At 37.6% G+C, this 16,124-nt stretch carries 15 protein-coding genes; 3 read left to right on the top strand and 12 right to left on the bottom strand.

The window, feature by feature from the left end; all coding sequences use genetic code 11:
* Positions 1–32 precede the first annotated feature (32 nt).
* From D1B31_RS18090 to D1B31_RS18075, 4 genes are all read right to left on the bottom strand, one after another.
* The gene (locus D1B31_RS18090) at positions 33–599 is read right to left on the bottom strand and encodes a hypothetical protein (RefSeq protein ID WP_118923040.1); all 567 of its coding nucleotides are present in this window, start codon (positions 597–599) and stop codon (positions 33–35) included.
* A 33-nt stretch (positions 600–632) separates the two neighbouring features.
* Positions 633–2,036 carry an MmcB family DNA repair protein gene (locus D1B31_RS18085; protein ID WP_118923038.1) on the bottom strand — a complete coding sequence of 468 codons (1,404 nt, stop codon included), beginning with the start codon at positions 2,034–2,036 and terminating at the stop codon, positions 633–635.
* A 56-nt stretch (positions 2,037–2,092) separates the two neighbouring features.
* Positions 2,093–2,473, bottom strand: a complete 381-nt coding sequence (locus D1B31_RS18080) for a YhjD family protein (RefSeq protein ID WP_118923036.1) — start codon at positions 2,471–2,473, stop codon at positions 2,093–2,095.
* Between the two features lie 105 nt (positions 2,474–2,578).
* Entirely contained in the window at positions 2,579–3,412 is an 834-nt protein-coding gene (locus tag D1B31_RS18075) for an ATP-dependent DNA ligase (RefSeq protein ID WP_240035331.1), read from the bottom strand.
* A 222-nt stretch (positions 3,413–3,634) separates the two neighbouring features.
* Between D1B31_RS18075 and D1B31_RS18070 the strand changes: the two genes are divergently transcribed.
* The 3 genes from D1B31_RS18070 (at position 3,635) to D1B31_RS24395 (ending at position 5,637) form a co-directional block, all read left to right on the top strand.
* Positions 3,635–4,675 (top strand): hypothetical protein, encoded by a 1,041-nt coding sequence (locus D1B31_RS18070; RefSeq protein ID WP_118923032.1) that lies wholly within the window; start codon positions 3,635–3,637, stop codon positions 4,673–4,675.
* A gap of 15 nt (positions 4,676–4,690) precedes the next feature.
* Positions 4,691–5,404, top strand: a complete 714-nt coding sequence (locus D1B31_RS18065; RefSeq protein ID WP_118923030.1) for a hypothetical protein — start codon at positions 4,691–4,693, stop codon at positions 5,402–5,404.
* A 71-nt stretch (positions 5,405–5,475) separates the two neighbouring features.
* On the top strand, positions 5,476–5,637 hold the full coding sequence (locus D1B31_RS24395) for a hypothetical protein (protein WP_158587592.1): 162 nt from the start codon (positions 5,476–5,478) through the stop codon (positions 5,635–5,637).
* 42 nt (positions 5,638–5,679) lie between these two features.
* On the opposite strand, the gene D1B31_RS18060 is transcribed toward D1B31_RS24395, so the two are convergent.
* The 8 genes from D1B31_RS18060 to D1B31_RS18025 form a co-directional block, all read right to left on the bottom strand.
* Positions 5,680–6,267 carry a hypothetical protein gene (locus D1B31_RS18060; protein ID WP_158587591.1) on the bottom strand — a complete coding sequence of 196 codons (588 nt, stop codon included), beginning with the start codon at positions 6,265–6,267 and terminating at the stop codon, positions 5,680–5,682.
* A 47-nt stretch (positions 6,268–6,314) separates the two neighbouring features.
* Entirely contained in the window at positions 6,315–6,848 is a 534-nt protein-coding gene (locus D1B31_RS18055) for a hypothetical protein (RefSeq protein ID WP_118923026.1), read from the bottom strand.
* A gap of 112 nt (positions 6,849–6,960) precedes the next feature.
* Complete coding sequence (locus D1B31_RS18050) at positions 6,961–9,030, bottom strand: peptidoglycan DD-metalloendopeptidase family protein (RefSeq protein ID WP_118923024.1); 2,070 nt, start codon at positions 9,028–9,030, stop codon at positions 6,961–6,963.
* Positions 9,031–9,037: 7 nt separating this feature from the next.
* Entirely contained in the window at positions 9,038–12,331 is a 3,294-nt protein-coding gene (locus D1B31_RS18045) for a hypothetical protein (RefSeq protein WP_118923022.1), read from the bottom strand.
* Positions 12,332–12,351: 20 nt separating this feature from the next.
* Complete coding sequence (locus tag D1B31_RS18040; protein ID WP_118923020.1) at positions 12,352–14,433, bottom strand: VirB4 family type IV secretion system protein; 2,082 nt, start codon at positions 14,431–14,433, stop codon at positions 12,352–12,354.
* Complete coding sequence (locus tag D1B31_RS18035) at positions 14,393–15,292, bottom strand: hypothetical protein (RefSeq protein WP_118923018.1); 900 nt, start codon at positions 15,290–15,292, stop codon at positions 14,393–14,395. The genes D1B31_RS18040 and D1B31_RS18035 overlap by 41 nt, the downstream gene beginning before the upstream one ends.
* A 1-nt stretch (position 15,293) precedes the next feature.
* A complete protein-coding gene (locus D1B31_RS18030; protein WP_118923016.1) occupies positions 15,294–15,635 on the bottom strand; it encodes a PrgI family mobile element protein in 342 nt (113 codons plus the stop codon).
* A gap of 77 nt (positions 15,636–15,712) precedes the next feature.
* Positions 15,713–16,087, bottom strand: a complete 375-nt coding sequence (locus D1B31_RS18025; protein WP_118923014.1) for a pilin — start codon at positions 16,085–16,087, stop codon at positions 15,713–15,715.
* Positions 16,088–16,124 lie beyond the last annotated feature (37 nt).

Raw genomic sequence — 16,124 nt, 5'->3', positions numbered from 1 at the left:
TCCGGCTGTTTTTTATGCACTAAATTAGGTGTTCAACGGTGATCCTTCTTAGGAATTGATTGTTCAATTAATCTTAATAAAATTGGCAATTCATTATCTTTATCCTTAAATTCAACCTTATCTGCATGAGCAACTATAGCATCAATCATTTTATAGCCAATATCTGGAGGTAAACTGAAACTAACAGAATGTTTTCCTACGTTGTCTAAATTCCCATCCCTTTTCAAGACGGCAGCTGGAGTTTCTAGGACCCCGAATGCGACTTTCGTATAATCTGATAAAGCGCCTATTATTTGCGGAGGCATTCGGGTAAAAGGGTTCACATAGTAAAGGAAATGGGGTAATTTTTTTATTAACCGATTAAAGTATCTTCTTACATGAGGAAGCTCATATAATTCTTCTACCACATCATTGTATCCATCTATAGTTAAAGCAATTGAAGAAAAGCCTTTAGTCGAATTATTTTCAACACTTTTAATTTCCTTTAACAGCCTATCAAATTGTAGACTTGTCACTTCTTGCTTATTTAGTTGAAAAATTGATACGTCTTTACCATCACTGACTATTCTGCCCTTATGAAAGCTGTATCCATCCAACATATTATTTTCCCCCTAGTTTAGAGAATTTTACTATTAACCGAATATAAGCGTTCTGGATAAGCGTCGCGCTGCTTCATAAATTAGTTTCTCTTTTTGTTCTGCTTTACAATCGAGTGTACATGGATTTTCTATAACCAAGCCTTTTCCTTTTAATTTAAGTAAGCCGGCCCCACTATTTCTAAACCATATAGGATTATCTAAAAGAAAATAGAATTCATCACAATATTTTAGGTAGTCAGCCCACTTGTGATCGGAAATATAATCATTCCTGGAAGCTTTTACTTCAATCGCAATTACATGGCCATCTTCATTATAACCGAGCACATCTATTCGTTTCCCATTATCTAAAGTAAATTCCGGAACGGCAGCAAACCCCTTATTATAAAGCCATTTAAGAGCTATATCTTGTAATTGGCCATGACGTTTTAATTCTCGTTCGGATAATTTATTCGAAACTGCAACTTTGTCTAAAAACGTTTTCGGTGTTTCTTTTCGGAGTGCCTCAATTTCTAATTTAATTGCCTGTTTTTCTGATTCTATCTCCATTATTGATTCTATGACTTGATTAATTTCTCCTTTTAAATCTTTTGCTAATTCCTGTACATTTTTATATGAAGGATCTTCGGGAATATCCCAATAAACAAAATCGGTATTTTGAGCTCTCTTCCTTTCTTTTTCATAATTCCAGGCGCAATCCCATCCTCTTTTCCATCTATAAGGAAGTTCCTCTGCCATGGCATCTAAATTCTTAACTAAATAGGTATAAGCGGAATCTTGATGTTTTTCCATCCAATCAAAATTATGTGGGTAGTAATCATGAGGGGGTTTATTAAATACGATGATTTCCTTTCGTTGTAGGTTTTTTTGCCATCTATAATCGAGTCTTTTTGATAAACACAACTGACCATCTTTTGTTAGCCCCAAATGTTCTAACAAGAAGAGCCTAACTAGTTTGTCGTATTTTTGAAGGAATTGTACCTGTTTCTGAATTTTTGATTGGAGAAAGTCTAATTCTTCCTGCTGCTGTAATAGCATTTCATTCTTTTTTTCTAAGTAAGCTAAATTACGGTCAACTTCTTTTTCAAATGATTGAATGGTTTCTCTTTTTTGCATTAAAGCGGGTACAAGGAGTGTGAGTTCATCTCTCGTGATGTTGGGAGAAATGGAATAGAGAATATCATTAAGTCCATCCCAGTCTTTTTGTTTCGTTAGTGGGTAAAGGACTAAAGCTTTGGTGCCTAATTGTTTTAGCTTTTCATGGGCTTCCAGGCTAATCTTCCCCAATGACTGATTAAACAGGTTTAAAAGACGCGATAACCTTTTAGCTTGATCAAGGGATATTCCATACAGCTTAGGAACTTCCTTCACCTTTACGCCTGTATTAAGGGCATCCATTATAATAATACTTTTACTATCCGTACCGTTAATCGCCACCATCACCCCTCCTAAAAGTGTACCGTACACTTATTTTAACAAAAAGAAAGGATAGGGGGCTATGTCCTATCCTGGTTAGGCACAACTAAATTATAATAGTAATTTAGTTTTTTTAACGTATGTGTTTTTAAAGCATATACCAAACACCTGAATTCCGATTCATATCCCCGGATGGTATATGGATATCTCACAAAATCCTCATTTACAATTTCTTTATCAAAAACCTTAATTCCCCTTCTAAATGTTTCTTTTTTTATTTTTGAGGAATCTTTAATAGCCAGATCCCTTACCCTCTCCATTAAAAGAACATGCTGCTCTTTAAGTTTAAGTTTTGAGTTTCTAATAGCCTCAATATCTCTATCGAGTGCTAAAATAAGCAAATTCATGATTATATAGTTAAAGGCTATGTCTTTATCTTCCTCGGGTAATAAATCCACCATCTTAGCAGCTACCTTTCTAAAGATATTCCATTAAAGTATACCCTATTGATTGGATGTGAAAAATATAGTTGATATTGAAAAAGGCTTATCCCATGATAGATAAGCCTAAGAGACAAATTCTACAAATGAAGGAATGCGTAATTTTCCATCCTTTGTGAAATTGCGAAATTTAACGAATAGTTTTATTTTCGGTTCAAGATAAATGAATTTATTGTTTTCATTTACGACTAGATCCTTTTGCATGAGATAAAACTGTTTCCTGGCAGACGGTGTCATAAATTCCATAACCCCAGCTGGGCGAAGTTTACCATTGTCCTTTAATCCCAATAACAAGCCGAATTTATCCTTACGCAAGCCCATAACATGGACCACTGCAAATGAATAATGGACAGCCTTCAACCAGTCATGACTTCTCTTGTTAATCTTGTATATTGAGTTAACCCGTTTAAATACTACTCCCTCTAGACCCTGTTCCTTCGTTAAGTTATAGAGAACCTCTCCGCTACCATACGACCACTGGACAAGGGTTACAGTGTCATTTGGAATGATGATGGACTCTAATATCTCTTTCCTCTCAACAAGCGGCTTAGAAGTGATTTTCTGACCTTTATAGTAGATTATATCGAATATACAGTATTGCACCCTCTGATGGCCGTTCTTGCCTGCTAGGAAGCGACTCATAACTTCCTCGAATACTGGTTTCCCTGAATCATCCGTTACCACAATTTCCCCATCCACAATAGTTCCATTTGGAATTTTTAATGACTGTAATTCTGGAAAAATAGAAGTGACCTCGTTATGGTGTCGAGTATAGACTTTTATCTTGTCATCAAATTTGGAAACCAATATCCGTATTCCATCCAATTTCAGTTCTGAAATATATTGATCCTCTTCCCATGGGAAATCGCTAAATGGCGGGGTGAATTTGTGTAGAAGCATAGGAGAAACGAACATAATACCACCTCTATATCATGCTACCAAAATCCCTAGAGTACAGCCTTAGAGGGTTAGTGGAAAAGCGCCCAAAACCTTGAAATAAGAGGGTTTTAGCTAGGTTTTATTATCCAAAATCTGTTGACTTTACCAACAGAAGGTAATATAATGATACTATAGATTAGTGTAGTATTTGGTATTAACATTATAAAAACGGCGGTGAAATTAATGAATACAATTCTAAGCATTGCTAATGGAGTGTTGCAATATCATAGAGGTAGACAAACTGGGCTTGCCGGATTGTTAGGAATAGTAATTGCTCTGGGGATCGTTTTTCAATGGCATAATATTTTGCCGGTTTTAGAAGCAATTGGACTAGTAGGTTTTTTAGACAAACATGGGCTTATTTATGAGGGAGAAGGTTATTTAACCGGATATGCCCTTTTTATGATAGCTTTTAAGGCTAGTATTCTTTTAGCTGTCATTATTTTTGTCTTACTTGTAGTTGTCATAGTATGTGCCATGATTTTTTCTAACGAAATTATATTTAAAATTGCATTAACAATCTTAACAGTTATTACCGCTCCATTCTTTATGATTTATTTCTTCTTTGACCATTTCAGGACTCCGAAGGCTGTAAGGGAAGAGAGAAAAAGATTAGCGCTAGAGAGTAAAAGGCCTGTATTAGAAATAGTTAAGGAATCTAGCGAATTGCTAACCTACGATGAGGCAAAGAACTGGCTAAATCGACTTCCTACTTTAGGTGATTATCACTTTTTAGTAGCGGTAACTAAAGAACAGGAAGTATTTGCAATTCTTCCAAGACCCCGCTACTGGATAACCCATCCTGCCATTAAGTTGAAAATAGACAGCAATAGTAAAAAAAATCACAGTATTGATAAATCACCTCTAATTAATGTTTACTATGAGCACCAAGGATTTAATGAGAAACTTGAAACTGACTTTTTGGCTTCTGAAAGGACTAAGATTGATATTTCTAGTGATCGGATTGCTTATTTTCTAAAGCCAAAAAGCGAAGAAATAAATGCAATGTTTAAGTGGATTGCTCAATCTAAAGCCTATAAAGTCTATATGAATCAGGAAATCGATTCTTATTTTAAGAGGAAGGAAAAAATATCAAGAACTATTTCCAACTCTATTGAAAAAGAGGAATTTGATAAAGGGGTAAGTGCAATAAAGACAATGGATGCCTCCAATGAAGATATTGTGAAAATGATGTGGGATTCTAAAACCTATCATGTTAATTAGAGGGAGTTAAATGAATTGTACGAAATGAAAGGACTTATCCAACAACATAAGGATAAACTTACAACAGTAAGGGAGTGGGATGCTTATGCTAGTCAGCATAACCTCCCCTCTTCTTCTAATCTAATTTATATTTTTGGTTCCTGGAATGACACTAAAAAAGCTTTTGGATTATCAGGACAGAAATCTTCTTATTCTTTAGATGAACTAAAAGAAATTGCAACTACTCATAAAAAGCACATGGTAAATAAAAGAACCTGGGATAAGTATTCTAAAGAAAATGGTCTGCCAGCTTCTGCGACTTTTATAAAGGCTTTCGGTAAGTGGACTGATGTAAAGAATTATATAGGCATTGGAAATGAAAAAAGAAAAAGAGATTTATATAGCGAGGAACAAATTAAAAAAATATTAAAAGAACATGCAGCTCAGTATATAAATAGACAGCAGTGGGATATTTACGCTAAGGAAAATCAGCTTCCTACCTATAAAACAATAAAGAAACACTTTAGTTATGACGAAATATTAAAGATAGTTGGAAAGAGGAAGAAAATTAAATTTACTCAAAAAGATTTATTACAGATCGCCTTAAAACATGAAGAAATATTTTTATCATCAAGTATGTCTTCTTGGGATAAGTATGCCTCCGAAAACAAATTACCAACAAGCTCAACATTTTTTAATTGCTTTGGTTCCTGGAGAAAGGCTAAGCAATATGTCCGTCTAAATATGTAAGCTATTAAGCATTTAACAGTATTCTTGGTTTGCGGAATTACAAAATTATAGGATCAAAGGAGATTGCCTGAATGCACAAACTTGATGCAATTATTAAAGACATTGCTAACGCAAGTAATAACGAGAAATTTGGTGATTGGAAAGAACGAATTAATTGGCTCATTGAAGAAGCGAAAGAAGCGGAAATGTTGAGAATGGAAAAACAAATAAAAAGAGAATACGAGGAAAGCTAATTCGCAAATCGGCTCAATATATAGTAAAAAAGCACTCAACTTTTAGTTGGTGCTTTTTTCAATATCTTTTATCAAATCCCAGGTTGATGTTGTGATTACAAAGATACTTTCTTTATCATCATGGTGAGCATCACTAAAAGGAATGATATCGAGTTTTATTTTGGCTTTTTTCTTGTCTGAATATGTGAATGTAACGGAAAGCTTATTCCTTTCATTTGTTTTTAATGAACCTTTTTCCACTCTATAATTTACATCTGTAATTTGGCCATTTCTGGAGATCCGGTTCATCATTTCCTTAGCTACTTCTGTTTTATCGCTAATTTCACTTTGAAATAAATCTTTTGATATTGTTTCAGGATTGAAGCTAGATAAAAAAATATCCATATCATTAGCAAGTAAACCGGTTATAAAGTACTTGAGAACATCGAGTCTAGCATCCTTTGATTCCTTTTCCTCTGGAGGATTGAAGTAACCTATATCCGTCTCCGCACCTTCAATGCCCATCCAGCCGGCAGTCTTTTCAGCATAATCTTTGGAACTCTTTATTTCATTTAACACTTCTTGTTTGGTTTCCGCTATTGCCAGTTCCTGCTTTCCCAATTCCGGACCGAATACTATATAGCCAACCATCACCAATACTATGATGACAGCCCCGGCTAAAAACATTCGAGTGCTCATTATTGATTTGCTCCTTGCTCGGCAATCTCTAATTCCTCTCTAAGTATCTTCCATTGGTTAGCGATTTCAGCCTGTTGAATTTTTATATCCATATATTCGCTACGCAGATAGTCTTTATCTATATCAGTATCTTCTTTATTAGCCATATCAATGGCATTTAACAACAACTGGTGAGAACGGTTTACCATAGCGATAAGACTTTGATTAGCCTCAAAAAGCTCAGGCTTTACGTCCACAGATTCTATTTCTGTAACTAAGGCATTCGACTTTTCAATGGTTCCTTTAATTGCGGTTTTGAATTGCTCCCTGCTGTATTGTTGGGTATATAGTCCATCCACAGAGTTATTGAATGTCTTTAGGATTGCATTCATTTCCAGTACGTACCCTTGAAGCGACTTTTCATAAATATCAAGATAAGACTTATTTTCCTCAGTCACCTTTAGTTTTCCGGAAGCGGTTTTTCCTTTAGATGAGCAACCTGTCATTACGAGTGTAAAACAAAGGAGTAAGGATAGAAATATATATTTTTTCATTGTACCCTCCTATAATTTAGAGGGGGACATCCCCCTCTGTTTTTATTCAATTAGTACGGATGTTTTTTTGACTATTACGCCCAATCTTTCACTTTACGCTTAATTTTTTTAGTTAAAACTGTACTAATAACGCGGGATTAATAGCGGCTGATTTTGCGGCATTCCAACTTGGGGAATGGATCTCAAAATGCAAATGGACTCCTGTTGATTTACCGGTTGTTCCCATATAACCGAGGAATTGCCCCTGTTTAACCTGTGCTCCTGCTGCTACAGCTCTGTTTGTCATATGAGCGTATATAGTTTCATAGTCTTTTCCGCCAATTTTATGCTTAATATAAACTACGTTTCCATAACTGGTAGAATAATAGGAGCGATGAACAACTCCATCAGCAGCTGCCACAATTGGTACGTTTGATTTACCGCCTGAAGCAATATCAATACCATAGTGCATACTGCCCCACCTATATCCGTAAGGGGAAGAAACGGGCCCTACAGCTGGCCTCATAAAGCTTCCTGGCTTTAATTGAGGGATATCCCCTCCACCTTCGTAAACAGCCGCGTTCTTGAATCTATCTGCATTAGAAAGAACCTTATTTACATACCATTCAGCATGGTTATAATGCCAAATTGCACCGCGGGGATCACTTGAATATTTATTACTGGCCAAATAGTATGCTGCGGTATGAATTGCATCTTCTATATCCCATGGATCAGCTTTTCCATCACCGTTAGCATCCCTTCCATAACCTCTACCGGCTGCAATTACCGGAATGCTTGTTATGTCAGTACTTGGAGATACAAGCCCTCCCCCGATGTTATATTTCCATCCTACCCACGTTGCAGGCATAAATTGCACGTGTCCTACAGCTCCAGCTGAAGAAATCATTGTAGGATGGGTAGAAAAGCCGGTCTCTACAAAATGGATAGCCGCTAAGACATACCAATCTACTCCGTATTTCTTTTCTGCAGAGCGATAATAAGGCATAAATTGTGGAGGAACCCCCCCGCCAGGGATAATGTTTCCGTCAAAAAATCCACCACCAACTACAAAACCTCCCCCTGTTGTCTGAAGCCATTCAGTATAGTTAATAGTTCCACCAAGGAATAAATAATTAGCTTCCACCAACTTTTTATCGTTGATGCTTAATGAATACGAATTTAGAATCGCATCCAGTTTGGAGTAGTCAGTGTTTTGTGTTTTTTGAGAAGTAAAATATTGATGACGAGTTTTTGTAATCGTCTTGATCTCAATTTTTTGTTCTTCCCAAACAGTTGTGGGCACTTTTTTTGGTACGGTTGATTTTTCAGTAACAGTTCGACATACTTCCTTATAAGTATCTATCCCTGGAATTACACGAAAAATATCTTCATTTATCCATATAATTCGGGGTTCTCCTGGAACAAGAACTTGCTCGCAAATTTCCCTTTTAGTTGTAACTTCTTCATCTATAACGACTATTTTTTGTACGGGTACCTGAATCGTTTTATAAGTAATTACAGTTTTGGTAACCCAATCAGATACATGTGGAGTATAGGTAAAAATAGTTGAACCATTCCAGTACTCAACAAAATCTAATTTAGAAACCATGTTTTTTGTTCGAACAACATTTCCTGCCTTACATTTACCATCCTCACAAACTGTTACCTGTTTTTCTTTCCACTCATCATAACTCCCATAATCAAATGAAGGCTTTAATTTGTTTGCCATAGTACTGATAACTTTTTTTATGTCATCATTCTTTGAAAATACTTCAAGCTGGATGGTAGCCGCTATTAATTTTTCCGGTACACGATATGGCCTTTCTATCGAACTGTTCATATTTACCGTACTATTAGCTTGTTGAACGATGTACTCATGGGTTTTTTTATCCTCACCGGTTAGCCCCTCACCTGTCCCAAAAAGGAATGCCCAGGCTAAAGATATTAAGATGATAGCTACTAGAATACCGAGGGCAATCCCTATAACGGGAAGCCCTACAGTACCGACAAGCCAAACTAAAAGCTTGGTTAATGCCATAATGAATTTTTTTGCTAGGATTTTAGATAATCTGGCTGCTAGCTTGGCTCCTTTTTTCACTAGCTTTCTGGCTAGCTTTCCACCTTGCTTTTTTGCCTTTTGTTCAGCTATTTTCCTAAGTGCAGATTTGTCATTGTCATTATTCTGTTGTTGGAGAGGTAACATGTCTATATCACCTCAACGATTCAGTCAATGAATTATTCCGAGCTTGTTCATTCTGCCTTCTCTGAATACTACGCTTATTTGGCTGTACCATTGGAACCAAGTCTTTAGGTTGTAAGGAGCTAGTGTAATCATCAGTAGGGGAAACTACCAATTGGCGATTTCTGACTTCGCATACTCTTACCTTTTCATCCCCTTGTGGAAGCCTTGCATCACCCGGCCCATAAGGTGAAATCCGATATTGTTTACCTTCCTTTGAACCAACCAAGTAACTTCTGTTTCGATCTACTACCATTTGAATATCAGACATTTCATTCATGGCATCGTTTAAATAATATTGTCCACTATCCACCAATTGGTTATAGCTTTGAACTTCTTGAACCCTTCTTGGATTTTTTGTTGAATTTCGATTAGCTACAATCTTATTAGGGTTAACATTGATAGTTCGATTGGACTGAATACGGCCCCCACCACTATCTTCAGAATAAACATTGGAGACTGGGGCGAATTGTCCATCTTGAATTGAAACGTCTTGGAACAGTGTTTCTCCCTTCTTTAAACTAGAATCTCCGGAACCAATTCGAGAAACCGTCTGGATTTGTCCTGACTTGTCCCTCACCTGCAAAACTGTTTGTTGAGCAGAAGTAACCATACGGATGGCACCAGAAGAAATCATTGGTTTTCCATCCGGTCCTGGTACGGTTTCTACCATTTGCTGAATCTCTGAAATCTCAGCAATTTGGTTATTCACCGCATTGTTGTATGGATTTAAACCTTTTAAACCAAAGGCTTTAGTATTTTGAGTATTACCGGCAGCATAAGTAGCTCCCGCTTGATATCCTCTAACTCCACCGGCAATACCCGCAGTGTAAGCAACGGCATTTTTAAACCCTGCTTGCTTTCCTATGACGTTATCAGCAACGTGACCCTTAAATCCTTCTACACCGGCACTAAATCCGGCCCCTAAAGATTCAACTCCCGCTGTTACTATGCTTTGGTTCATATCTCGATTATTCCAAGCCTCTCTTCTACCAACTACAAAAGATTTTAAGCCATGACCAAGCTTTGTATCACTGACAAATTTGTTTACTTCACCTACTCCTGAAGCAGCATATAGACCATGAGCTCCAGCTCCTACAGCTGCACGAACTCCTTTTACTACAGAATTGCCGGCAATCTTATGATCCAGAGGAATATGTTTAGGAATACCACCATCCGATGGAGATGCCGCTAATTCGCTATAATTCTTCTTAAATAATTCTGGTGCTTTCGTTTCCTTCCATTCTTGTTCCGCTTGCTGCTCTGATAAATTATGGTTGGCCGTTCTATCCTTGATAAAACCATCTTTAGCACTGTTTGTTTTAGCAGAAGCCAATTGGTGAGTAAGAAGATCCGTATTCACTGATTTTCCGGAATATAATGAAGCGGTCTTAACACCGCTAGTTGCCCCTTTAACAGCCATTTGACCTTCTCTTGCACCCATACCAACAACTGAACCAACCTGACTGCCTACTTCCTTTGCAAAGTCATCTTTGTTTATAAATGACAAATCGGAAGGAGTATTTAAACCTAATTTCGAAGCGGCTCCGGACGCAATAGAACTTATGGCATCCTTCTTATTAGCAACTGTTTGATTCCACGCAGCCTGCTTGTTTTGATTATGTTTTAGAATATCCCCTTCAGACGGATTAGCCGGTAGTGGATTGTTAGCATCATACTCTTTCATAAAAGAGTCTTTATTTTTATTTGCCCAGTCGTTTGTAAGGTTGTTTACTGTCGAATCAACCAATTCTGAGGCCCGGGCATGTTGACCGCTAGTAGATTTTATTTGACCAACCGTACCTTTAGCTTTCTTTAGAAACTCCCCATGCTTAGAAGCAACTTCTTTATCCCACATCTGGTTTTTAGCTGCTTCTGTAATGTCAGGGAACCGTTCTTTGACATCCTTCATAAATTCATCTTTATTTGCACTTGCCCATTTTGTGGTTTCTTCATCAGCCAGGGTATTTGCTAATTTGTCATCAGCCTGAGATTCCGCATTCCAAATACCTTTTGCCTTTTTAGAGCCCGCTAGTCCGGCTGCTTTTAGTCTGTTGCCAACTGCCTCTGCACCCGCCATTCCTGCACGACCCGCTACCCCGCCGACTACCCCACCGGTTGCAAATCCTGCTGTTGAACCGGCAATAGCACCCATAGGACCCATAGGCGAACCTACAAAAGCACCTGCGGCACCAAAAACAGCTTTGCCCATTTTCGAGGTGATTTCTCCTGCTTTAAGCATTCTTTCAGCTCTAGATGTTGAGCCAATATCAGTCCCGGCAGCAGAAAGAAGTCCTTTTGCTTCGCCTTCTTCTCCACCTTGTCCTCCTTTAAGCCCCTTCGTCGCTTGACCAGCAGCACCTCTTAATGATTGTGCTACTGACTGTCCGCTTAATGCGCCTTTCATAGAGCCATATACGCCCATTAAAGCCGCTCCACCAAACATTGCGGCCGTCTTGGATAAACGGTCATTCATTTGTCCCCCGAGCCCTAACAATGAACGGACGGACTCTGAAACAGGAATAAAAATCATGTACATTATGATACTTCCGATACTAGCATTTTCTGCCCCGGCCAATGATGAGATCACCCAATAGAGTGCAGCGTGAACCGATTGTACAAAAACAGTTCCGGTATATTCTTTGAATAATCCAGCTGTAATGCCTTTGGTTTGTGGAATTAGATACAGAGCAACTGCTAATGGACTCATAATTGTTAAAATCATCAGCGTAAGTGTTCGCATCATGTAATAGAAGTTAGCCCAAATCCAAAGACCAAGTAAACATAAGCCAATTACTAATCCGCCAAGTACTCCTTGTGCACTGAAAGCCTCTGCTTGCTTAGCTATGTCTGCATCTATAATGTTCTTGGCACTGGAAAACGATGATACGAACATTGAGTTAACCGTAAAAATTAATTCGAAAATGGTACTTAGATTGAAAAACAGGAGTGCGACAATTATAAAGTCTTTGAAATATTCCAAAGAATACGTCCGGTTAGAAGGGTTTATCCCTGACGAAGCTATTCTCATCCCTGCCATAACGATGGAAATAAGAATAATTCCAACTGAAAGGGATTGCATTACAGCCATTCCCTGTGCAATCACACCAAACTGAGCTTCGGTGAAAATACCGTAATATTTAGCATCCTTAATGTTCCCGTAAATTAAATCTACGAATGTATCTAAGTCTTTAAATGGTCCAATGAACCAACCGAGTACCTTGGCTATTAAAGCTTCAAATACAGAAACAATTTTGTCATTCAATTAACTACACCCCCTTGTTCTCATCTTTGATGGAGAAGCTGTTTACGTTTTAATTTTTCTTCATAAACCGCCTGGTTGGATTCGATAAAGAAGAATTCTTCTTCACTTGGATTCGTCTGGAGCCAAACTGAACTTTTTCCAATTCGTAAAATACCTTCTCCTCTATCCGGGTTACCAAATAGAACATCTATTTCTCCTGCGCTTAAATCAAAATTCTCTTGAATAGCTTTAAGATCCAGCTTACTTTGCTTTAGGAATAAATAGGAATGTGTATTTTGAAGAATACCGCGAGCTTTGTCATTAGTAACAAAACGCACAAAATCCTGAGAAGCTAGTCTTAATCCCGCATTCCTCTTTCGGGAACGGCGAGCCATTTTTTCTAGGAAACTAACAGTTTGATCGGAGTCGATTAATGTCCACGCCTCATCTGCATAAACAAATTTCTTTTTAGTAGCGTTATCAAGATTTTTAACAAAATGCTCCCACAAGTAATTTAGAATTACATGGTAGGCAATAGGACGAAGGAAACCTTCTTCCATTTGACTAATATTAAAATTTACTAACCTAGCATTATGGAGTGATTGAGTTACTCCTTTGCCCAAATTTGTTTGACCGTCAAAGATTGGTTTTGAACCATCTTTTAAGAAAGGGCGAATGGCCGCAATAAGCCTTAAAGCCTTGTGTTCAGTTTCAAAGTTTGTAATTAGATACTCATATACGTCTGATATAGTAGGCTCTGGCTTTCTAACCCTAGATTGAATTAGCTGGTTATCGACTTTAACAACTTCATTGCTGAATAATGAATCAGGATGTGATGTTAAGCCTAGCTTTTCTTTGAAAATAAACTGAATAGCATCCTCAAGATAATTCCGTTCAAATACATCAAGGCCACGATCTTCAGCATTTTTCCCCCGACAGATAATATCGAAGAAATCCAATATGTCATTCATTTTCTCTCTTAATGGGACAAAACGAATGAATTTTTTTCCTTCCTTATCGACTATCTCCCGCTCATCGGTATCTTCCAACAGTTCTAATTCTTCATCGTGTTCATCGAGCGGTATATCTGTAAAGTTAATGGCTAGAGGGTTAATGCAAATGTCCTCTTCCTCACTGATATTTAGATTTATACCGCCAAGTCGTTTTGTAATTCTTACAAATTCCCCCTCTGGATCGATTAATCTTGAATAGATATTTGCCCCTGTAAGTTCACGAGCAATTAATAGTTTTAAAGTAACTGACTTTCCGCTTCCCGAAGTACCTACTACAAACATGTTATAATTTTCAGGGCGGTAATCAGAATTTCCAAAACTATTAATGAATTCCAATTGACCCGTAATCTTATTCAATCCTAGCGGCACTCCCCCCATGTATCTTCCACTGCCGCTAATAAATGGAGAAAAAGTAGAAAGGGCTCTACGATCAATGTTCCTTAGAGAATCATGAATCACGTTTTTACCAAAAGGAAGGACACTTTTAAAACCTTTTTTCACCCTTCCCCATGTAGACACAAGAGAGAAGAAAGAACTGCTCATTTCATCTTCCAGCTGCTCACTATACCGGTCCAGTTCCTTTTCGCTTTGGGCATACAAAGTTGCAAGTGTGCTAACATTGTACATATCATTTTCACTAAATTGGATTTCAGACATAAGTTGGTCCGTATCACGAATTTTTGATTCCAAATCATTAACTTGGTCAATATTGCCTCGTTTTGTCTGGAACGAAAGGTTGGACTGAAGCATAGTTATTTGTCTTTGCAGTGTGCGGATTGCATCTGATTTGCCAACTTTATGTACATCGACTAGAACATCTATTTCCCCGCTAGAGGTCATATTATAGATCCAATTTGTCTGCATTTTCCTGGGGTAACCATCCCGAGGGATATAGATAGGACGAAAATAGGTTTTTGTCCCAAGCGATTGTTTTATAATACCGAAATCCTCGCTATTGATTTTTATTCCCTCGGGGGCTATGATATCCCACATTCTAGCTTTGGTATCCATTTGGTATTCAGGATCTTCTTCAACAGCCGGGCTCTTTTTATTTTTAGAAGATTCTTTCTTAACTTGCTCTTTCTTTTTGAGCTTCTTCAATGCTTTCATTTTCCTCAATTGCCTCCTTTACTGCTTCTATTCGTTCATCAGATTGGTCTGCTGTTGCATACAAGGCATTCTTTTCTTGTTCGATAATGTCTTTAAATCTATGCTTTACAGCTTTCCTACGATTAAATGTGTGATAAAGCAATTCATATATACCTTCTGTTGGTAGCAGAGTGACGTTCATTTCCGCTTTTCGGAATTGCGATTTAGCAGCGTTTAAACGTCTCATTAATTCAGCAAAGGCTTTCTCTATAACCTTTTCATCCAATTCCTCTGGTGAATCAGCTGAGATATCATGGGCATTGATTTTATGTGTGAATACTAAGTATCTTTTTGTTTCATATCGGGGAGCTTGAGTTTGCCAGTTTACAAGGTCTCTAATCATGGATTCCCCAAAGCTTAAAGCAGCTTCATTTAAATCTTCTGAATCCCTCATGCTTTTCCTCATATTTTCAATTGGTTCTGATATATCAATAAACCTATTTTGGAAATAATACTGTACCTGGTAATTGATTGATGCCAGCCAGCTTTCAAAAACCGTATCTATTGCTTCTTGTTCATCCTGACTTTTTAAAAAATAGTTGACTGGCTCAACTTCACCAATAAGAGTAAAAGAATTGTCATTGAATCGAATCATGTGGTTGGAAATGTCTTTAACCTCTTCAAAAAGTTCTTCAAAGAGTTGGGGCTCTTGCTCAATGCCCACTTCGTGTTTCTTCTTTTTGGACTTCCTTTTCACATTAGATACTGCAAAATCAGTGGAGGTTTTCTCTTTCCAGGGGAGTATCGGTTCTTTTAACATCAATCTATAAAAAACCCACATAACGAGGGAAAAAACGCCCATCAATAGGAGATCTTTCATTTTACTTATTCACCATCCAGTCTTTAGGTTTACTGCCCTTTCGCCAAATTCCAATCTGATTTTTATATCCGAGTTTAATCAAAAAGTAATAATCATAATTTAAGTGAAGCTTGTTTTTTCGCCAAAAACCAAACATAAATACTAAAAACGCAATAGGTAAAGCGGTAATAATACCAGCAATTGCACCAGCAATAAAATTAGGAAACAAACCGAAAACGATTGGAACCAAAGCATAGATGATAGCACCACCTACAATGATGTAGATCAGCTGTCGTCTCGATATAAAACCGAGAATCGTTTTTTGCTCAGATGCCATATCAATAGGAACTGTCTCTCTTCTCAAAAAAACACCCTCTTTATAAATTCACCCCTCTAACAAATTAATTTAGAGGGGCTGAAATTTTACTGTATTTGAGCTAATTAAGCACCAAATCCTGCAAACCATCCCGCGATGGTCTGTGCTTTTACGATAATAAATACTCCAAGTCCGGCCATTAGAATACCTACGAAACCTTGTGTACGGGCTTGTGGGTTTCCACCTTGTGCAGCGGAAAGTTTCATACCGGCAAAGATTAAGCAAAGTATTACCCAGAAACCACCTACTGCTGTTACCATGTAAACAATGTTCGCCAAGTCGGTGTAAATTTTACTGTTCTTCAAATCACCTTGAGGTGTGATTCCTGCTTTCTTCCAGGCTGCCGCTGCTTCTTCTGGAGAAAAAACGACAAAGACAAAAGCGAAAACCGCGGTCATAACAAGAAAGGGAAGAATGTTTTTGACTGAGAACTTTTTCATGAACTCACCTCCTTCAGAGCAACAAAAAAAGCCCCGA

It is taken from the genome of Neobacillus notoginsengisoli, assembly GCF_003515685.1.
GTDB classification, from domain to species: domain Bacteria; phylum Bacillota; class Bacilli; order Bacillales; family Cytobacillaceae; genus Bacillus_D; species Bacillus_D notoginsengisoli.
The sequence above is the reverse complement of the archived record's forward strand: the minus strand, read 5'-3'. Positions and strand labels throughout refer to the sequence as shown.